The organism is Devosia insulae DS-56 (assembly GCF_000970465.2).
GTDB lineage: Bacteria > Pseudomonadota > Alphaproteobacteria > Rhizobiales > Devosiaceae > Devosia_A > Devosia_A insulae.
Map to the genome: position 1 here is coordinate 47,880 of NZ_LAJE02000044.1, position 18,373 is coordinate 66,252.

Annotated in this window: 18 protein-coding genes; 13 read left to right on the top strand and 5 right to left on the bottom strand. The window is 65.1% G+C overall.

The genetic code is table 11. The features are described from left to right. Positions 1-72 precede the first annotated feature (72 nt). Both VW23_RS01945 and VW23_RS01950 read right to left on the bottom strand, forming a co-directional pair. Positions 73-1,095 carry a PstS family phosphate ABC transporter substrate-binding protein gene (locus VW23_RS01945; RefSeq protein WP_069907904.1) on the bottom strand — a complete coding sequence of 341 codons (1,023 nt, stop codon included), beginning with the start codon at positions 1,093-1,095 and terminating at the stop codon, positions 73-75. A 209-nt stretch (positions 1,096-1,304) separates the two neighbouring features. Continuing rightward, on the bottom strand, positions 1,305-2,585 hold the full coding sequence (locus tag VW23_RS01950; protein WP_069907905.1) for an ATP-binding protein: 1,281 nt from the start codon (positions 2,583-2,585) through the stop codon (positions 1,305-1,307). Positions 2,586-2,687: 102 nt separating this feature from the next. Here VW23_RS01950 and ppk2 point away from each other — a divergent pair, with 102 nt between their 5' ends. The 8 genes from ppk2 (at position 2,688) to VW23_RS01990 (ending at position 11,092) form a co-directional block, all read left to right on the top strand. Further along, complete coding sequence (gene ppk2, locus VW23_RS01955; RefSeq protein WP_069907906.1) at positions 2,688-3,545, top strand: polyphosphate kinase 2; 858 nt, start codon at positions 2,688-2,690, stop codon at positions 3,543-3,545. 139 nt (positions 3,546-3,684) lie between these two features. Beyond that, positions 3,685-4,521: an N-formylglutamate amidohydrolase gene (locus tag VW23_RS01960; protein WP_084645431.1), complete on the top strand. Its 837-nt coding sequence runs from the start codon at positions 3,685-3,687 to the stop codon at positions 4,519-4,521. After that, entirely contained in the window at positions 4,521-6,044 is a 1,524-nt protein-coding gene (locus VW23_RS01965; protein ID WP_069907907.1) for an amino acid permease, read from the top strand. The genes VW23_RS01960 and VW23_RS01965 overlap by 1 nt, the downstream gene beginning before the upstream one ends. A gap of 75 nt (positions 6,045-6,119) precedes the next feature. Continuing rightward, complete coding sequence (locus VW23_RS01970) at positions 6,120-7,487, top strand: glutamine synthetase family protein (RefSeq protein ID WP_069907908.1); 1,368 nt, start codon at positions 6,120-6,122, stop codon at positions 7,485-7,487. Between the two features lie 55 nt (positions 7,488-7,542). Then, complete coding sequence (locus VW23_RS01975; RefSeq protein ID WP_069907909.1) at positions 7,543-7,971, top strand: DUF7662 domain-containing protein; 429 nt, start codon at positions 7,543-7,545, stop codon at positions 7,969-7,971. Continuing rightward, a complete protein-coding gene (locus VW23_RS01980) occupies positions 7,955-8,377 on the top strand; it encodes a type II toxin-antitoxin system VapC family toxin (RefSeq protein ID WP_069907910.1) in 423 nt (140 codons plus the stop codon). The genes VW23_RS01975 and VW23_RS01980 overlap by 17 nt, the downstream gene beginning before the upstream one ends. Positions 8,378-8,398: 21 nt before the next feature. Next, the gene (locus tag VW23_RS01985) at positions 8,399-9,781 is read left to right on the top strand and encodes an aldehyde dehydrogenase family protein (RefSeq protein ID WP_069907911.1); all 1,383 of its coding nucleotides are present in this window, start codon (positions 8,399-8,401) and stop codon (positions 9,779-9,781) included. A gap of 153 nt (positions 9,782-9,934) precedes the next feature. Next, on the top strand, positions 9,935-11,092 hold the full coding sequence (locus tag VW23_RS01990) for an iron-containing alcohol dehydrogenase (RefSeq protein WP_069907912.1): 1,158 nt from the start codon (positions 9,935-9,937) through the stop codon (positions 11,090-11,092). A 213-nt stretch (positions 11,093-11,305) separates the two neighbouring features. Here VW23_RS01990 and VW23_RS01995 read toward each other — a convergent pair whose 3' ends face one another. Then, positions 11,306-12,721 (bottom strand): mannitol dehydrogenase family protein, encoded by a 1,416-nt coding sequence (locus VW23_RS01995; RefSeq protein ID WP_244513349.1) that lies wholly within the window; start codon positions 12,719-12,721, stop codon positions 11,306-11,308. Positions 12,722-12,977: 256 nt separating this feature from the next. Here VW23_RS01995 and VW23_RS02000 point away from each other — a divergent pair, with 256 nt between their 5' ends. Both VW23_RS02000 and VW23_RS02005 read left to right on the top strand, forming a co-directional pair. Next, entirely contained in the window at positions 12,978-13,895 is a 918-nt protein-coding gene (locus VW23_RS02000; RefSeq protein WP_084645432.1) for a sugar kinase, read from the top strand. Between the two features lie 121 nt (positions 13,896-14,016). Continuing rightward, positions 14,017-14,403: a hypothetical protein gene (locus VW23_RS02005; protein WP_069907914.1), complete on the top strand. Its 387-nt coding sequence runs from the start codon at positions 14,017-14,019 to the stop codon at positions 14,401-14,403. 26 nt (positions 14,404-14,429) lie between these two features. Here VW23_RS02005 and gcvA read toward each other — a convergent pair whose 3' ends face one another. Continuing rightward, on the bottom strand, positions 14,430-15,335 hold the full coding sequence (gene gcvA, locus VW23_RS02010) for a transcriptional regulator GcvA (RefSeq protein WP_069907915.1): 906 nt from the start codon (positions 15,333-15,335) through the stop codon (positions 14,430-14,432). Between the two features lie 141 nt (positions 15,336-15,476). Between gcvA and VW23_RS02015 the strand changes: the two genes are divergently transcribed. From VW23_RS02015 to VW23_RS02025, 3 genes are read left to right on the top strand one after another with little or no spacing between them, the layout of a single operon-like run. Beyond that, the gene (locus VW23_RS02015) at positions 15,477-15,725 is read left to right on the top strand and encodes a hypothetical protein (protein ID WP_069907916.1); all 249 of its coding nucleotides are present in this window, start codon (positions 15,477-15,479) and stop codon (positions 15,723-15,725) included. A gap of 12 nt (positions 15,726-15,737) precedes the next feature. Continuing rightward, entirely contained in the window at positions 15,738-16,193 is a 456-nt protein-coding gene (locus tag VW23_RS02020) for a VOC family protein (RefSeq protein ID WP_069907917.1), read from the top strand. Between the two features lie 48 nt (positions 16,194-16,241). Further along, positions 16,242-16,973, top strand: coding sequence for an SDR family oxidoreductase (locus VW23_RS02025; RefSeq protein ID WP_069907918.1), 732 nt, complete (start codon positions 16,242-16,244; stop codon positions 16,971-16,973). On the opposite strand, the gene VW23_RS02030 is transcribed toward VW23_RS02025, so the two are convergent. After that, on the bottom strand, positions 16,966-18,306 hold the full coding sequence (locus VW23_RS02030) for a TCR/Tet family MFS transporter (RefSeq protein WP_280138955.1): 1,341 nt from the start codon (positions 18,304-18,306) through the stop codon (positions 16,966-16,968). The two genes, VW23_RS02025 and VW23_RS02030, sit on opposite strands and share 8 nt — an antisense overlap. Positions 18,307-18,373 lie beyond the last annotated feature (67 nt).

Sequence of the window (18,373 nt, forward strand, 5' to 3'; positions counted from 1 at the left end):
CCAGAAGGCGGATCGACCCCGTTATGCGCGGGGGAGGTGGCGCGGGCCTCGAGGCCCGCGCCGATAGTGGTATCAGAGAGCCGTACCGGCTTCGAACTTGGCGCGGATCTCTTCGCGCTCGGCATCGGGAGCCGCCACGAGGCCGTACTGAGCGAGCGGCGAGTCCGGCCCGATCATGTCGTCCGAGATGAAGAAGTCGACATATTCCTTGAGGCCCGGGATGACGCCGATGTGGGCCTTCTTGACGTAGAAGAACAGCGGACGGGAAACCGGGTACTCACCCGACGAGATGGTCGCGGTCGAGGGAACGATGCCGCCGACGGTCGCGACCTTCAGCTTGTCAGCATTGTTCTCGTAGAAGGCGAGGCCGAAGACGCCGACGCCGGTCTTGTTGCTGTCGATACGGGCCAGGGTCTCGGTGTAATCGCCATCGATGTCGACGGCCTTGCCGTCCTTGCGGATCGCAACGCAGGTCTTGAACAGATCGGCGTCGGCAATGCCGGCGGCGGTCAGAGCGGGCTTGTCGCAGCCGGCCTCGAGGAGCTTGGTCTCGAAAACTTCACGGGTGCCGTGCTTTTCGCCCGGGATGTAGGCGGCGATATCCCACTCGGGGAACGCGGCGTTCACTTCCGACCACTTGGTGTAGGGGTTGGCAACGAGCTTGCCGTCCACGATCACCTGAGCGGCGAGCGCCTTGTAGATGTCGGCGGGCTGAATGGCGAAATCCGGGCCGGCGATGTCGGTGGCAAACACGATGCCGTCATAGCCGATCTTGACTTCCTCGACGTCGGCGACGCCGTTGGTCTTGCAGGTCTCGAGCTCTTCGGCCTTCATCGGGCGCGAGGAGTTGGCGATGTCGATCTTGTCTTCGCCGACGCCTTCACAGAACTGCTTGATGCCAGCGCCCGAACCACCGGACTCGACGACCGGGGTCTTGAAGTCGGGGAAGGCCTCGCCGAACGACTCGGCGACGATCTTGGCATAGGGGAGAACGGTGGACGAACCGGCGACCTGGACCTGGTCGCGCGCCGCGGCCGCACCAAGGCCAGCGGCAAGCGCGATAACCGCGGCGCTCGCGAAAACTGCAATCTTCATGATGATGTTCCCTTTTCGGAAGGATCGGCCCTTTCAGGCCAGTCGACGGTTCCGGTTCCTCCGGCCGCCCTGTCTGCAAGCGGAACCTAGGAGCGTTGGCACAACGTTTTATGACAGTGGGATTGCATTTCTGTGACAGCCTAGGCCGCTGATCCGAAAGGATTATTCCTGAGAATCGGAACTCCGGCCTGTGGAAACCGCGGCAACTGTCATTTTCTGAGCAGCACGTCCACGCGGGTGCCCTGCCCCGGCTGGCTCTTGATCGTCAGCACGCCGTGATGGCGGGTGACGATGTGCTTGACGATGGCGAGGCCGAGCCCGGTGCCCTTCTTCTTGCGGCTGCTGTCGGCATCGACGCGGTAGAACCGCTCGGTGAGGCGCGGCACGTGCTCGGCAGCGACGCCGACCCCGTGATCGACCACCGAAACGATGGCGTCGAAGCCGCGCCGGCCGGCCTCCGGGGACAGCGTGATGTCGATGGTATCGCCGTCGGCGCCGTACTTGATGGCGTTGTCGATGAGGTTCTCGAACACCTCGTAAAGCTCGTCGCGATCACCACTGACGGTGACCGGCTCGTCCGGCGCCTGAACCCTGAGCTTGGTGTCGGTGTCTTCGGCCAGCTTGTGCAGCCCCTCGGCGACTTCGCGAAGCAGCGCGCCCAGCTCGACCGGAGCGGTGGGGCGCATGTGCTGGCGCATCTCGATGCGGCTCAGCGACAAGAGGTCCTCGATGAGCTTGGCCATCCGGGCGGCCTGACCACGCATCAGCCCGAGGAAGCGCTCGCGCGCCTCCTTGTCGTTGGCGGCGGGGCCAAGCAGCGTATCGATGAAGCCGACCAGCGAGGTCAGCGGGGTGCGGAGCTCATGGCTGGCATTGGCGATGAAATCGGTGCGCAGCATTTCGAGGCGCTTTTCCTCGGTCTGGCTCTGCAGCGTGATGACCAGCACGCCGTCGTTGAGCGGATCGCCGGCGGCGAGCGGCGCCACGGTCGCCTTGTACCAGGTCTCGGTGGGGACGGTCTGGTGCAGCTCGATGGTTTGTGAAGCGCCAAGCCGCGCCGCCTCGATGGCGGCAAGCAGTTGCGGAAAGCGCATGGTGAAGCCGATCGGGCTGCCGGCAACGACACCAGGGAAGTGCCGCGCCGCATGGCCGTTGAGGTGCACGATAACGCTGCGGCGATCGATGACGATGGAAGGATCAGGCAGCGCATCGGCGAAATGCCGGACCGCATCGGCGAAGGCCAATTCCGTGGTGCTGGCGCCGGGAGCGGCGCCTGTGGTCGACTCGCTGGTTTCGGGAACCAGCGCGGCGATGCCGACGACGATGGCGTAAGCGAGGATATCGAGCCAGGGATCGATGAGGTTGAGCCCGGCCAGCGTCATGAACACCAGCCCCATGGCGAGCAGCATCAGCAGCCGGCCATAGAGCCGGGCCTTGACCGTATCGAACCAGGTGCTCCCCGTCGCCGAGCGCTGCGCGTCTTCCGCCATCGAGCCTTCCTTGCATCCCGGAGGCGATTCACCCCGGCTTGCCAGATGGGGGTGTTCATAGCACGGTTGTGACACCGTCATGACAGGCCACGGAGTTCGTTCATGTCCAACGCATTGGAGGGCTTCGACCTCGAAGACCCGGTGCTACCCCGCGCGATCAAGAAGAAGGCGCTCGAATCCGGAGGCTTTCCCTATGACGAGAAGCTGGATTCCGAGATCTACGACACCGAAATGCTGCAGGTGCAGCGGCAGCTGGCGCTGCTGCAGCACGATCAGCAGAAGACCGGCAAGCGCATCGTCATCGTGTTCGAGGGGCGCGACGCCGCCGGCAAGGGCGGCTCGATCGCCAGCTACCTCGAGAACCTCAACCCCCGCTACAACATGTCGGTGGCCCTGCCCAAGCCATCGGATCGCGAACGCACGCAATGGTACTTCCAGCGCTATGTCGACTGGATGCCGGCGGCAGGCGAGCAGGTGTTGTTCGACCGCTCCTGGTACAACCGGGCGGGGGTCGAGCCGGTGATGGGGTTCTGCACGCCGGAGGAAACCACGCGCTTCCTCGAGGCGGTGCCGGATTTCGAGAAGATGCTGGTGGAGGACGGTATCCACCTGTTCAAATTCTGGTTGACCATCGGCCGCGAGATGCAGCTCAAGCGCTTCCACGACCGGCGGCACGATCCGCTGAAGGTGTGGAAGCTCTCGCCCATCGACCTCGAGGCGCTGAAGCGCTTCGACGACTACACCAAGGCGCGCAACCGGATGCTGGAGGCGAGCCACACCGAGCATGCACCGTGGCGGATCGTGTTCAATAACGACAAGAAGCGCGGGCGGCTGGGAATCATCCGCTCAGTGCTGCAGGCGCTCAGTTACGAGGGCAAGGACGACAAGCTGATCGGCGCGGTGGACGGCAAGATCGTCGTTGACCCGCAGGCCTTCATGAAGTCCCACAGCGAGATGTAGCGGATGGATTGACCAGACGGTCAAAAACCCGTCAACTGCCTGTTAACGATCCGCTCGAGAGGGCCTCGGGCGGACCGAAAGCAGGGGCGAAGGCTTGGGGCTGGAAGGCTGGGGGCCGGCACGTCCCACAGGGGTCAGTATGGTGGGCCACGGGGCCGGCGCGAACCAAGAGGCAAGCGTCATTCCGCCAGTGCTGGTGTTCAACGCCGAGGGGCGCTCCCCCTTCGTGCTGGCCTGCGACCACGCCTCGAACCGCTTTCCCGATCGCTATGGCGACCTCGGCCTGACAGCGCACCAGCGGCTGATGCATGTCGCCTGGGACCCGGGCGCGATGGCGGTGGCGCTGCAGCTCAGCGAATTGCTCGAGGCGCCGCTGGTGGCCTCGACCATCAGCCGGCTGGTGATCGACTGCAACCGCGACCATGACGCGCCCGACCTGATCCCGGTGGTGTCGGAGCGGACCGATATTCCCGGCAACAAGGGGATCGGCGACAACGAGCGGGCGGAGCGGATCGGGGCCTATCACGCGCCGTTTCATGCGGCGCTGCAGGATGTGCTCGACCGGCGCAAGGCCGCCGGGGTCGAGACGGTGCTGGTGACAGTGCATTCGTTCACCCCGGTCTACAAGGATGTGCCGCGGCCATGGCCGATCGGGCTGATCCACGGGCGGGACGACCGCTTCACCGCGGCGCTGCGCGAGGCGCTGGCGGCGGATGAGGCAGGCCTCGAGATCGGCTGGAACCAGCCCTACTCGGCGCTCAACGGCGTCACCTACACGCTGGAGCATCACGGCGACGGGCGAGCGCTCGAATCGTCGATGATCGAGATCCGGCATAACGAAATTCTCGAACCAGAAGGGGTGCGCCTGTGGGCCGCCCGGCTGGCCCGCTGCCTCACAGCCGCGCTTGGGTCGCGCGGCGGGGCAGCGGCTATCTCGCCGACCGACCAGAACACGTCAGTTCACAGGAGGGTTTGATGGCTGACATTCCGTCTAGTGCCACGGGCACGCAGGCGGGTGGTGTGAAATACGCCACCCGCGACAAGACTTACTTCGAGAAGCGCGGCCTGCAGCGCTATGCCGGCATCTGGTCACTGTGGGCGCTGGGCGTCGGCGCGGTGATCTCGGGCCACTTCTCGGGCTGGAATTTCGGCTTTGCCACCGGCGGCTGGGGCGGCATGCTGGTGGCCGGCGTCATCATCGCCATCATGTATCTGGGCCTGACCTTCTCGATCGCCGAGATGAGCCCGGCGCTGCCGCATACCGGCGCCGCCTACTCGTTCGCGCGTAGCTCGATGGGACCCTGGGGCGGGTTCGTCACCGGACTGTTCGAGAACGTCGAGTACGTGCTGACGCCGGCGGTGATCTGTACGTTCATCTCGGCGTATTTCGGCTCGATCACCGGGCTCGATACATCGCTCTACCCAGTCTTATGGATCGTGTTCTACGCGATCTTCCTGGCGCTCAACATTTTCGGGGTGGCGCTGAGCTACAAGGTGACGCTGGCGGTGACGCTGATCTCGCTGGCGGGCCTGGCATTCTTCTACATCAGCGCCTTCGGGCATATCGACTTCTCGCGCTGGGCGCTGAACATCGCACCTGATGGCTCGGAGCTGCCGGAAGGCGGCGGTGACTGGTTCCCCAAGGGCTTTGGTGGCGTACTCGCCACCCTGCCCTTCGCTGTCTGGCTGTTCCTTGCCATCGAGCAGGTGCCGCTGGCGGCAGAAGAGTCGGTCGATCCGAAGCGCGATATGCCGCGCGGCATCATGCTGGGCTTTGCGACGCTGGCACTGTCGGCGTTCCTCGTGGTGCTGCTCAACCCCTCGATCGCAGGGGTCGGTTCGTTCGCACTGGGTTCGTCGCTGGAGCCGGCGCTCGACGGCATCCGCGCCATGTTCCCGGATGTGAGCTGGGCCACATCGGCCTTCGGCGTCGTGGCGCTGATCGGCCTCGTCGCCTCGTTCCACACCATCCTCTACGCCCAGGGCCGGCAGGTCTATTCGCTGAGCCGCGCCGGCTATTTCCCGTCGGCGCTGTCTGAAACGCACGCCAAGTACAAAACCCCGCATTTCGCGATGATCGCCGGCGCCGCGCTCGGCCTCGGCGTGATGCTGGTGATCTGGTACGCCAATGGTGGTGGTGGCAGCGGCGAGACGCAGCTGGGTGACGACATTATCGGCTCGGTGCTGCTCAACATGGCGGTGTTCGGCGCGATGCTGAGCTACATCGCGCAGGCGGTGAGCTTCATCATCCTCAGGCGCAAACTGCCCAACATAGAGCGCCCCTTCCGCAGCCCGGTGGGCGTTCCCGGTGCGGTGGTGACCATCATCATCGCGGCGGTGACGCTGGGCTACCAGATCCAGGACCCGAACTTCTTCAAGGGCGTGATCTGGGTGATCGTCTGGTGCGCCGTCGGCATCGTCTACTTCGCACTGGTCGGGCGCCACAAGCTCATCCTCTCGCCCGAGGAAGAGTTCGCGCTCGAACACGCCAAGAAATAGCGACCACGGGGATCGCGGCCCGACGCTGCGATCCCCTCAGCAACAACAAGACCAGCGTTCTGAGGGAGTTCTGCCATGGCACAAGCCGCCTATACGCTCGATCAACTGAAGGCCGACGTGAAAGCCGGCGATATCGACACCGTGCTGGTGGCGTTTCCCGACATGCAGGGCCGGCTGATCGGCAAGCGCTTTCAGGCCGAGTTCTTCCTCGACGGGGCGATCGACGAGACGCATGGCTGCGACTATCTGCTCGCCAACGATATCGATATGGAGCCGGTACCCGGCTACGAGGCGGCCAACTGGGCCAAGGGCTATGGCGATTTTGTCATGAAACCCGACCTCGCAACGCTGATGAAGGCGGCCTGGCTCGAGGGCACGGCGATCATCCTCGCCGACCTCGTCGACCATCACCATCACGAGCCGATCCCGCATAGCCCGCGCGCCATCCTCAAGGCGCAGCTGAAGCGGCTGGAAAAGCTCGGGCTGACGGCGAACTTCGCCTCGGAGCTGGAGTTCTACCTGTTCGACGAGAGTTTCCGCTCGGCCTGGGACAAAGGTTACAGGAACCTCACCACCGCCGGCTATTACATCCAGGATTACCACATCTTCCAGACCACCAAGGAAGAAGGCGTGCTGCGCGACATGCGGCGGCAGTTGCAGGCTTCCGGCATCCCGGTGGAGAATTCCAAGGGCGAATGGGGCCCGGGGCAGGAAGAGCTCAACGTGCGCTATGCCGATGCGCTGACCATGGCGGACCGGCACGTGGTGATGAAGAACGCGATGAAGGAAATCGCGCATAACCACGGCAAGGCCATCACCTTCATGGCCAAGTGGGACTTTGGGCTCGCCGGCTCGTCGAGCCATATCCACATGAGCCTCGCCAAAGGCGGCAAGAACGCCTTCATCGATAGCAAGGACAAGCTCGGCATGTCCGACCTGATGAAGCATTTCATGCAGGGGCTGCTGACCTATGCCGGCGACATCACCTATTTCCTCGCGCCGTTCATCAACTCCTACAAGCGCTTCCAGGCCGGCACCTTCGCGCCGACCAAGGCGATCTGGTCGTCGGACAACCGTACGGCGGGCTTCCGCCTCTGCGGCGAGAACACCAAGGGGGTGCGCGTAGAATGCCGGATCGGCGGCGCCGATCTCAACCCCTACCTCGCCTATGCGGCGCTGATCGCGGCGGGGCTGAAGGGCGTCGAGGACAAGCTGCCGCTGGAGCCGGCCTTCACCGGCGACGCCTATGTGGGCGAAAAGCTGCGTGAAGTGCACAAGACGCTGCGCGACGCGATCGCCGCGATGCAGAACTCGAGCATGCTGCGTGAGGCGTTCGGCGAGCCGGTGATCGGGCACTATGTGCATACCGGCAACTGGGAGCAGTTCGAGTATGACCGCCGGGTCACCGATTGGGAGTTGAAGCGCGGGTTCGAGCGCAGCTAGTTACTATTGTGACTCGAGTGTACATGTACTATCTTACAGTCCGGAGGATTTCCGGATGGCCAAGTACGATGCGCTGTTGAACCTGCTGGAAGAAGCGACTGGCGAAGTCGAGCTAACGTTCGAGCAGATCGAGCAGACGCTGGGATTCGATTTGCCGGTTTCGGCACGGCGCTACCCCGCGTGGTGGAGCAACAGCGGCGGGACACATGTGCAGGCGTCGGCCTGGATGGATGCAGGGTACCGCACGGCAGACGTCAATGTCGGAGCGGGCCGGGTGCGGTTTGTGCCGCACCTTGGATCGGGGTTTGGGGAAATGAAGCAAGCGAAGTTCGAACCTGAGGCTCCCAAGACGCAAGAGAAGGGACCCAGCGGGCACCATCCTGCTTATGGCGCCCTCAAGGGTCTGATCACGATTCCGGCCGACGTCGACCTCGCTCAGCCGGCGTATGAAGACTGGAAGAGCCTCTATGGCGAAGCCGAGTGACTTGCTGCTCGACACCTGCGCGGCCATCTGGATGGCGCAGGGGGCGCATCTCGAGCCCGATGCCCTGGGGGCCATCGACCAGTCAGGCGAGGAAGGGCGACCCATTCGGCTGTCGCTGATCACCGCGTGGGAGCTGGGGTTGTTGGCGAAGCGTGGGCGGGCAGCGATGGCGCAACCGCCGGGCGCGATCTTCCGCGCCTTTCTGCAGCTGCCGGGGATCGTGCAACAGGACCTGACAGCGGACATCCTGATCGACTCTTCGCAGCTTCCTCAGCCGGTTCACGGCGATCCGGCGGATCGGATCATCATTGCCACCGCGCGGGCGCTTGACTTGACGATCGTGACGCGCGACCGACTCATCCTCGATTATGCGGCCCTTGGGCACGTGCGGGCATTGGCCTGCTAATGGCTTGGAGATGAAGCAACAATGACCGACAGGGTCCAGATCGTCTCGCCCATCGACGGGCGCGTATATGCCGAGCGCAAGGTCGCCACCGGCGCCGAGATCGACACGGCGGTGGCCAAGACCCGGCGGGCGCGCGAGGTGTGGGCCGAGGTGACGGTCAAGGAGCGGGTGAAGTTCCTCGAGCACTTCCTCGATGCGCTGCTGGCCAGGAACGACGAGATCGTACCGGAACTGGCCTGGCAGATGGGCCGGCCGGTGCGCTACGGCGGCGAAAAGCGCGGCGTCGAAGAACGCTCGCGCCATATGATCGGCATCGCCGAGGAGAGCCTCAAGCCGTCGATGCGGCCGGACAAGCCGGGTTTTCAGCGCTGGATATCGCGCGAGCCGCTGGGCACGGTGATGGTGATCGCGCCGTGGAACTACCCCTACCTTACGGCGATCAACACCATCGTGCCGGCATTGATGGCGGGCAACGCGGTGCTCCTCAAGCACGCCTCGCAGACGCTGCTGGTGGGGGAGCGCTTCGCCGAGGCGTTCCAGGCGGCTGGGATGCCCGACGGGCTGTTCCAGAACCTGGTGCTGAACCACGCCGATACCGAAAAGCTGATCGGCTCGGGCAAGATCGACCACGTCAACTTCACCGGCTCGGTGGAAGGCGGGCGGCGGATCGAGCGCGCCGCGGCAGGGACATTTGCAACGCTGGGACTGGAGCTCGGCGGCAAGGACCCGGCCTATGTACGCGAAGATGCCAACCTGACGCACGCGGTGGAGAACCTGGTCGACGGTTCGTTCTTCAACTCCGGGCAGAGCTGCTGCGGGGTGGAGCGCATCTATGTGCACGCCTCGGTCTATGATCGCTTCGTCAAGGATTTCGTCGAGAACGCCAGGGGCTGGACGCTGGGTAACCCGCTCGACGCCGACACCATGGTCGGTCCGATGGCGACGCCGCGTTTCGCCGACCTGGTGCGCGGGCAGACGCTGGAAGCGCTGCGCAAAGGCGCCAAGGCGCATCTCAACACCAAGCACGACCTCGACGAGGAGAGCTCGCCTTACCTCGCACCCGAAGTGCTGACCAACGTCAACCACCAGATGGCGGTGATGCGCGAGGAAAGCTTCGGGCCGGTGGTCGGCATCATGAAGGTGCGCGACGACGCCGAGGCGATCGAGCTGATGAACGACAGCCCGTATGGACTCACCGCCTCGATCTGGACCGAGGACCTCGAGGCGGCAGCCAAGCTTGGATCGAAAGTCGAGACCGGCACGGTGTTCGCCAATCGCTGCGACTATCTCGACCCGGCGCTGGTGTGGACCGGGGTCAAGGAAACCGGCAAGGGCGGCGCGCTGAGCGAGATCGGCTATGCCAACCTGACGCAGGCGAAGAGCTATCATCTGAAGAAGGTTTAGGGCACCGCCTCGTTGGGGCACGGTTGGTGCCACCCTCGCCGGGTCATTCCCGCGAAAGCGGGAAACTCCGTTTGGGGTGGTGAGACGTAAAACAGAGATCCCCGCTTTCGCGGGAATGACCCGGTGGAGAACTGGGCTATCGGGAGAGCGGGAATGACGACCAAGGCCAACTGGAATTACCCCACCGCCGTGAAGTTCGGCGCCGGCCGCATTGCGGAGCTGCCGGAGGCGCTGAAGACGGCGGGGATTGCCCGGCCTTTGCTGGTGACCGATGCCGGGCTGGTGAATTTGCCGGTGACGCAGAACACGCTGAAGCTGCTGCGCGATGCCGGGATCGAGGTTGGCGTGTTCGCCGACGTCAAGCCCAACCCGATCTCGGCCAACGTCAATGCCGGCATCGAGGTGCTGCGCCAGGGAGGGCATGACGGGGTGATCGCCTTCGGCGGCGGCTCGGGGCTCGATACCGGCAAGGTGATCGCCTTCATGGCAGGGCAGACCCGGCCGATGTGGGATTTCGAGGATATCGGCGACTGGTGGACCCGCGCCGACCCCAAGGGGATTTTCCCGATCGTCGCGGTGCCGACCACCGCCGGGACCGGGTCGGAAGTCGGCCGCGCCGGGGTGATCACCGACGAGACGACGCATACCAAGAAGGTGATCTTCCACCCGCTGATGATGCCCAGGGTGGTGATCGCCGACCCCGAACTGACCGTCGGCATGCCGACCTTCATCACCGTCGGCACCGGGTTCGATGCGCTGGCGCATTGCCTCGAGGCCTATTGTGCCAAAGGCTATCATCCGCTGGCCGACGGCATCGCGGTGGAAGGCGTGCGGCTGGCGCTCGAGAACCTGCCCAAGGTGGTGGAGGACCCCAACGATATCGAAGCGCGCGGCCACCTGATGAGTGCGGCAGCGATGGGCGCCGCGGCATTCCAGAAGGGGCTGGGCGCCATCCACTCGCTGAGCCACCCGGTGGGCTCGCTCTACGACACGCATCACGGCATGACCAATGCGGTGTTCATGCCCTATGTGCTGGTCGCCAACCGCGATGCGATCGAAGCCAAGATCGCCCGGCTCGCTGCCTATTGCGGGCTCTCGCCCAACTTCGATTCGTTCCTGCGCGCCATCAACGGGTTGCGCGCCCGGCTCAACGTTCCCAACACGTTGAAGGACTTCAAGGTGAGCGGCGAGAAGCGAGAGCTGATCGGCGACATGGCGATCGTCGACCCGACGGCGGGCGGCAACCCGGTGGAGCTGACCAAGAAGCTGGCGCTGGAAATCTTCGACCGGGCGATGGAGGGGCGGCTGTAGCCGCTTGCGACGCGGTACCTCTCATCCGGCGTTACGCGACGAGGGCTTTTGGCCGTCTACCTGTAGACTGGCGAACTGCCCCTCACCCGCCCGCTGCGCGGGCACCCTCTCCCTCAAGGGGAGAGGGATGCGTGGGACAATATCGTGCCACAACGCCCCTCTCCCCCTGAGGGAGAGGGTGGCTCGGCGAAGCCGAGACGGGTGAGGGGCAGGTCAGCCGAGGCGCCGCACCGCTTCCTTCGCCCCGTTTTCCAGCAGCGATTTCAGGTGGTTGGTGACGGTATCGCGGAACACCGCGACCTGCGGCAGGTCAGTGCCGAAGACTTCCGTCACGGCGAGGAGGCCGTTCGCCAGTTTCTCGGGATCGCGCCCAGCCTCGTCGGCAATCTGCCGTAGCCGCGCCGCCAACGGGTCCTTGACCTCGATCGGCTGACCGGCTTCGTCGATGCCGGTGACGTAGCGCATCCAGGCGGCGACACCCAGCGCCAGGCGCGGGAATGGCTGCGCCGCCTTGAGGCGGTCGCGGATGGTGCCGAGCAGGCGTTGCGGCAGTTTCTGCGTGCCATCCATGGCGATCTGCCAGGTGCGGTGCTTGAGGGCGGGGTTGGCGAAGCGGGCCAGCAACTGGTCGCGATAGGCCTCGAGCGTCGCGCGTGCCATCGGCAGGGTCGGCATCGCCTCCTCGGTCATCAGCCCGTGAACCAGCTTCGCGATGCCGGCGTCGGCGATGGCTTCGTTGACGTATTGGTAGCCCGAGAGATAGCCGAGATAGGCCATGGTGGAGTGGCTGCCATTGAGCATCCTCAGCTTCATCAGCTCGAACGGCTCGACATCTTCGACCAGTTCAGCGCCGACACTCTCGAATGGCGGGCGGCCGGCGGGAAAATCGTCCTCGATCACCCACTGGGTGAAGGGCTCGGTCATGATCGGCCAGGCGTCGTCGAAACCGGTGATGTCGGCGACGATGCTCCGGTCGGCGTCGGTGGTGGCGGGTACGATCCGGTCGATCATGGTCGAGGGGAAGCTCACGGACTGAACATAGTCCGCAAGGTCGGTCCCTGCCCCGCCCAGCTCGGCGAAGCGGCGCACGATGCGGCCGGCGGTTTTGCCGTTCGAGGGGAGATTGTCGCAGCTCATCACCGTGAAGGGGGCCAGTCCGCGCTGCCGGCGGCGTTCGAGAGCGGCGACGATGATACCGGGGGCGCTGATCGGCGTCTCCGGATGCGCCAGATCGTGGACGATATCGGGGTGCTTCTCGTCGAGTTCCCCGGTCGAAGGGTCGTGGCAATAACCCTTCTCGGTGACGGTCAGCGAGACGATGCGGATCGACGGGTCCGCCATGGTTTCAATCAGCTGGGCGCGCTGAGTGTTGGCATCGAGCACATCGAGGATCGAGCCGATAATACGCGGCTTGGTGCCCGAGGCGTCGCGGATGGCGAGGGTGTAAAGGAAATCCTGCGGCTGTAATGCGTCGCGGGTATCGGGCCGGCGGAGCGAGGCGCCGATAATGCCCCAGCTGGGGTTTTTGGCCAGCAGGCTGTCGACATAGGCAGCCATATGGGCGCGATGAAAGGCGCCGATGCCGAGGTGGACGATACCAGGGGTGATGGTCGACCGGTCGTAATCCATGGCGTGAATGCCACGTGCGCGAAGGGTGCCTGAGTGGATTTCGGACATGGACAGACGTGGCATATTTCGGTGTTCCCTCTGATAGACGAAGTGCCTCTCCACCACCCCTCGGGTGATCCCCTCCCCCGCCGCGCGGCGCGGGATCGTGAGACGCACGTGCATCAATATCGGAGCATCTCGGGGACTGCCATACCAGGCGGTTGCGTGGGCAAAATATCCCCGGCATAAGCATTGGGCAGTTGAGGGGAAAGACGGCGTGACCAAACGGTTCGTGAGTATCGGCGAAGCCATGATCGAAATGTCTGGCGGCGAAGGCGGCATGTACCGCCTCGGTTATGCCGGCGATACGCTGAACACTGCCTGGTACGCGCGGGCCCTGCTGCCGGAGGGCTGGGACGTCGACTATGTGACGGCGCTCGGCGACGACATGTACTCGGGCGAAATGCGGGCCTTCATCAAGAAGGCCGGGATCGGCACCGAGCGGATCCAGACCATCGCCAACCGCCGGCCCGGGCTCTACATGATCCACCAGGAAAAGGGCGACCGGCATTTCACCTATTGGCGCGGGCAATCGGCGGCAAAGCTCCTTGCCGACGATGTCGAGGCGCTGGAGGCGGCGGTGGTGGGCGCCGATACGGTGTATTTCTCGGGCATTTCGATGGCGATCCTCGCACCGCGAGCCCGCGGCAAGCTGATGCGCACCATCGTCAAGGCGCGTGATGCCGGCGCGACGGTGGTGTTCGATACCAACCTCAGGCCCGCGCTGTGGACCAGCCCGCGGATCATGGCCTCGACCCTCACGGCAGCGGCGGCGATCGCCGATATCGTGCTGCCGACCCACACTGACGAAGCGCCGCTGTTCGGCGACGCCTCGCCCGAGGCGACGGCAGAGCGTTACCTGAAGCTCGGAGCTCAGGAAGTGGTGGCCAAAGACGGCTCGAAACCGGCTTTCGTCGCCACCGCCGACGGGGTGCGCCAGTACGTGCCGGCACCACAGGCCGAAAAGGTCGTCGATGCCACCGGAGCCGGCGACTCGTTCAACGGCGGCTATCTCAGCGGCCGGGCCCGCGGCCTGTCGCCGGTCGAAGCCGCCGAGCGCGCCCACCGGGTGGCCGGGGTGGTGATTGGCCACAAGGGTGCGCTGGTGGATCCCGAGTTGGTGCGCGAGGTCTAGACGGCGGGGAGACCGAGGCTCCTCGCGCCTCGACGCATTGCGGCGCACCGGCAGGCCGAACCATTGCCACATCAGGCGCTCATGCTGATTCAATCTATCTCTCCAGCGGAAGCCAGATACGATGTCTGATGAGCAGCCAGCCAAATCCGTATTAGCCATTGGCCTTGATCCCGCATTTGTCGACCTGAGCGCGATGCCCGGGTTCACCGCAGCGATGGTGCGGGCCTACCTGGAGAGCCAGATCAACCGGATCAGTGAGCTCGGCCACGAGGTGCAGAGTTGCCTCATCGACACCGGCGAAACGGCCGAGCAGGTTGTTGAAGCGGCATTGCGGGCACGGCGGTTCGACTGCGTCGTGATCGGCGCCGGGTTGCGCGAGCCGCAGGAGCTGCTGCTGTTGTTCGAGAAAGTGCTGAACCTCGTGCACCGCCTCGCGCCGAGAGCCACAATTGCGTTCAACTCAAGCCCAACGGATACAGCGGAGGCGGCGCAGCGGTGGCTGGGTTAGCCACGCGGCGCCAGTCCCCTCTGGCATCAGGAGGCCTTTGATTGATTGTCGAGGGCGCTCTCGGCCAGCAGCCAGTCGCGGAAGGCTCGGACCCGGCGCTGGCGCAGGGCGCTCTGCAGGTAGACGACATAGTATTTTGAGCTCGCCTTGAGCTCGAGGCCGAAGGGGCGGACGAGGCGCCCGGCGGCGAGGTCGGCGGAGACCAGGGTGCTGCGGCCGAGCAGCACGCCCTCGCCATGCACGGCGGCCTCGGTGGCATAGGTAGCGGAATCGAAGCGAACGCCACTATCGGGGTTGATGTCGGTGACACCGGCGCGCTCCAGCCAGGTCTTCCAGTCGATCGGAAAACCGTCATGGATCAGCGTGTGGTGCCTCAGGTCCGCCGGCGCGCGGAGCGGATGCTCGCCGCCCAGAAGTTCGGGGCTGCAGACCGGAAATACATCCACCTCGGAAAGCAACTCCGACACTGCGCCCTCGTAATCGCCAGCGCCGTAGCGGATGGCGATATCGACGCCGTCGCGGACGAAATCGGCGAGCAGGCCCGAGGTCGAGATGCGCACGTCGATATCGCGGTGGGCGCGGTGGAAGCGGTAGAGCCGCGGCACCAGCCAGCGGCCGGCAAAGCCGTCTGAGGTGCTGACATTCAGCACGCCGGCCGGACGCGGCGCCGCCACCGCCATGGTGGCCGTGCTGATCTGGTCGAGCGCCGCGGCGACCTCGGCGGCGTAGGCAGCTCCCTCGGGGGTCAGGCTGACCGAGCGGGTGCCGCGCTCGAACAACTGTACGCCCAGCCGGTCCTCGATGTTGCGGACGGCGCGGCTGATGGCGCCGTGCGTGAGGTTCAGTTCGGCGGCGGCGTTGGTGAAGCTCAGGTGCCGGGCCGCCGCATCGAAGGCGGGCAGTGCGGACAACGGCGGAAGTTTTCGAGGCATATGCCGCCTGTGAGTAATTCTCACAGATCGTGCAGCAATTCTCGTTTGTTGTCCATGCCGGAGACGCGCAGGTTACCGCCATGGAAGCAGCGGTTTCCAGCAGATCACCGACGATCTCATAACAAGCGAAAGGAACATCCTGTGAGCAACTATCACGCCTATGCCGACGACTGCCAGGCCGCCACCGTGTCCGGCTGGCAAGCCGCAGCCGACCTCGCCGCCGCGTTGCGGAGCGGCTTCCGCACGGCAATCGCGCCGCTCCACAACGCCATGCTGCGCCGCGCCACCGAGCAACGGGTCGCGGATTTCCCCGACCATTTGCTGCGCGACCTCGGTTACGAGCGCGACTGGGATGGTGCGATCCACCCGGTCGGCCGTGACAACGCCTGAGGGAGAAGAACCATGGCAAAACTCTTTCCTCACCTCTGGTTCCAGGACCAGGCCGAAGCTGCGATGGCGTTCTACGCGTCGATCTTCAAGGACGCCAAAGTGCTCGGGCGCAGCGTGATGCCCGATCCGGAACTGTCGGTGGTGCGCTTCGAACTCGCCGGCCAGCCGGTGGTGGCGCTCAATGCCAACTCGCCGGCGCACTACAACGAATCCTTCTCGTTCCTGATCGAGACCGAAGACCAGGAGGAGACCGACTATTATTGGAACGCGCTGATCGCCGATGGCGGCAAGGAGCAGCCCTGCGGCTGGCTCACCGACAAGTTCGGGGTCTACTGGCAGGTATCGCCGACCCGGCTATCGCAACTGCTGGCGGACCCGGACCGTGAAAAGGCCGGCCGCGTGCTGCAGGCCATGTATCAGATGAAGAAGATCGTCATCGCTGACCTCGAGCGCGCCTATCGCGGCTGAGCCGCGTCGCGCTCCTCCCCTTCCAACATCAACACACGGAGAACTCCCATGGCACAGCTTATGGGCAAGAAAATCGTCGTCGTCGGAGGCAGCTCCGGCATTGGCCTCGGTGTCGCTGCGGCGGCGCTGGAGCGTGGAGCAGAACTGGTTCTGGTCGGCCGCTCGCAGGATAAGCTGCTCCAGGCGCAGCGGAGCCTCGGCGGCAATGGCCGGGTGAAGACGGTGACCGCCGACATGACGCGGCAAGCCGAGATTGCCGCGGCTTTTGCCGGCATCGGCACCTTCGACCACCTGGTCTCGACCGCCGGTACGCCGCCGCCGGGTGACCCGATCGGCGAGACCGACGCCGAGATGGTGCGGCGGTTTGTCGACGACAAGCTGATCGGCGCCGTTTTGGTGGCCAAGTACGCCGTACGGACGCTCACGGCCGGCGGGTCGATGACCTTCACCTCCGGCATCAACAAGGACCGGCCGCCGGTGCCGGGCGGCGCCGTGGTCTCGGCAATCGCCGGCGCGTTCAGCTACTTCGCCCGGGCGCTGGCGTTGGAGCTGGCGCCCAGCCGGGTGAATATCGTCTCGCCCGGGTGGGTCGACACGCCGATGTTCGATGAACTGGTAGGCGAAGCCAAGGCGGGCTACTTCGCGGAAATGGCCGCCCGCCTGCCTGTCGGCCGGATCGCCGCACCGAGCGACGTGGCGCCCGCCTATCTCTACGCCATGGAAAGCGAGTTCATGACCGGCGAGACGATCCACATCGATGGCGGGCAGCGGCTCATCTGAGCTCTGGAGAAGCGGCTAGTCCCCCGAGGCGAAGGCTGAGGACAAGGGGGACCAGCAAGGCATAGAGCGCAACGACCGAGAGCCAGATGGCGCCCGGCCAGTGGTCGCGGAAGACGAAATAGAGGCTCGAGAACAGCAGCGGCGCGGCGATCGAGGCGAGGCTGACCGCCGAGGCGAGGACGCCCTGGAACTGCCCCTGCTGGCTCTCATCGACCTGGCGGGTGGCGAGTGATTGCAGCGCCGGGGCGCCGATGCCGCCGAGGGCGAAGACGGGCATGATGGCGAAGATCAGCCAGCTCTGGGTGGCGAAGGCCATGACGACGAGGGCGACGCAGGCCCCGGCAATGCCGGTGAGGACGGCGCCACGCTCGCCGAGCAGCTTTACCGCGGGACCGGGCAGAAAGGCCTGCGCGAGGGTCTGGCAGACACCGAAGGCGCCGAGCGATAGGCCGATCCACAGGCCGTTCCACTGGAAGGTGTCACCACCCCACAGGGCCCAGCAGGTACCGTAGACCTCGCCGGTGGCAGCGAAGGCAAAGAAGATGAAGATCATCGGCCGCAGGCTTTTGATCGAGAGGGCCCAGCGCAGCGAGCGGAGCGGATTGAGCGCGCGGAGGTCGAGCTTTTCGCGGCTCGGGGTGCGCGACTCGGGCAGCACCAGCAAGGCGAGGAGCAGGTTGCCGGCGTTCAACACCGCGGCGGCGATGAAGGGGAGCCGCAGCCAGTGGTCGCCCAGCGCGCCACCCAGCACCGGGCCGATGATGAAACCGATACCGAACATGGCGTTCAGCAGGCCGAAGCGGCGGGCCCGGGTCGCCTCAGGTGAGATATCGGTGACATAGGCGGTGGCGACCGAGACATTGGCGCTGGTCAGCCCGGCAATGGCGCGACCGAGCAGCAAAAGCCAGAGGCTGGGCGCGAAGGCGAGGAAGAGGTAGTTGATCGCCGCTCCGGCGAGCGAGATCAGCAGCACCGGACGGCGGCCGAGCCGGTCGCTGAGGGCGCCGAGGATCGGGGCGAAGACGAACTGCATGACGGCGTAAAGCGCGGTCATGATGCCGATATAGGCGGCGACGTTCGCAGCGCCGGTCACCTCGGCGAGCAGCGAAGGCAGGATTGGGAAGATGAGGCCGATGCCGACGGCATCGAGGACAATGGCGGTGTAGATGACAGTGAGTGATCTTTGCATGGCAAGCTTGCTCCACGCGGAGCAGCCGTGCGCTACACAGGCGACGACGGCTTCGCGATCATGCCCGACAAGGCGGGCGACTGGGGTTCTGGGAGACGCTGACCAGGTCCTGCGCGAGGCATGAGCTGGCGTGTGCTTGACCACCTGGACGACTATTCGTCCACCTGTTTACTCCGCCACTGAGCGGATCAAGGGAGGCGGTCGCTTTTCG

Excerpts from the sequence above, each read along its gene's own strand:
- VW23_RS01945 (WP_069907904.1), bottom strand. The coding sequence starts at position 1,095 with ATGAAGATTGCAGTTTTCGCGAGCGCCGCGGTTATCGCGCTTGCCGCT.
- VW23_RS01950 (WP_069907905.1), bottom strand. The coding sequence starts at position 2,585 with ATGGCGGAAGACGCGCAGCGCTCGGCGACGGGGAGCACCTGGTTCGAT.
- ppk2 (WP_069907906.1), top strand. The coding sequence starts at position 2,688 with ATGTCCAACGCATTGGAGGGCTTCGACCTCGAAGACCCGGTGCTACCC.
- VW23_RS01960 (WP_084645431.1), top strand. The coding sequence starts at position 3,685 with ATGGTGGGCCACGGGGCCGGCGCGAACCAAGAGGCAAGCGTCATTCCG.
- VW23_RS01965 (WP_069907907.1), top strand. The coding sequence starts at position 4,521 with ATGGCTGACATTCCGTCTAGTGCCACGGGCACGCAGGCGGGTGGTGTG.
- VW23_RS01970 (WP_069907908.1), top strand. The coding sequence starts at position 6,120 with ATGGCACAAGCCGCCTATACGCTCGATCAACTGAAGGCCGACGTGAAA.
- VW23_RS01975 (WP_069907909.1), top strand. The coding sequence starts at position 7,543 with ATGGCCAAGTACGATGCGCTGTTGAACCTGCTGGAAGAAGCGACTGGC.
- VW23_RS01980 (WP_069907910.1), top strand. The coding sequence starts at position 7,955 with ATGGCGAAGCCGAGTGACTTGCTGCTCGACACCTGCGCGGCCATCTGG.
- VW23_RS01985 (WP_069907911.1), top strand. The coding sequence starts at position 8,399 with ATGACCGACAGGGTCCAGATCGTCTCGCCCATCGACGGGCGCGTATAT.
- VW23_RS01990 (WP_069907912.1), top strand. The coding sequence starts at position 9,935 with ATGACGACCAAGGCCAACTGGAATTACCCCACCGCCGTGAAGTTCGGC.
- VW23_RS01995 (WP_244513349.1), bottom strand. The coding sequence starts at position 12,721 with ATGGATTACGACCGGTCGACCATCACCCCTGGTATCGTCCACCTCGGC.
- VW23_RS02005 (WP_069907914.1), top strand. The coding sequence starts at position 14,017 with ATGTCTGATGAGCAGCCAGCCAAATCCGTATTAGCCATTGGCCTTGAT.
- gcvA (WP_069907915.1), bottom strand. The coding sequence starts at position 15,335 with ATGCCTCGAAAACTTCCGCCGTTGTCCGCACTGCCCGCCTTCGATGCG.
- VW23_RS02020 (WP_069907917.1), top strand. The coding sequence starts at position 15,738 with ATGGCAAAACTCTTTCCTCACCTCTGGTTCCAGGACCAGGCCGAAGCT.
- VW23_RS02025 (WP_069907918.1), top strand. The coding sequence starts at position 16,242 with ATGGCACAGCTTATGGGCAAGAAAATCGTCGTCGTCGGAGGCAGCTCC.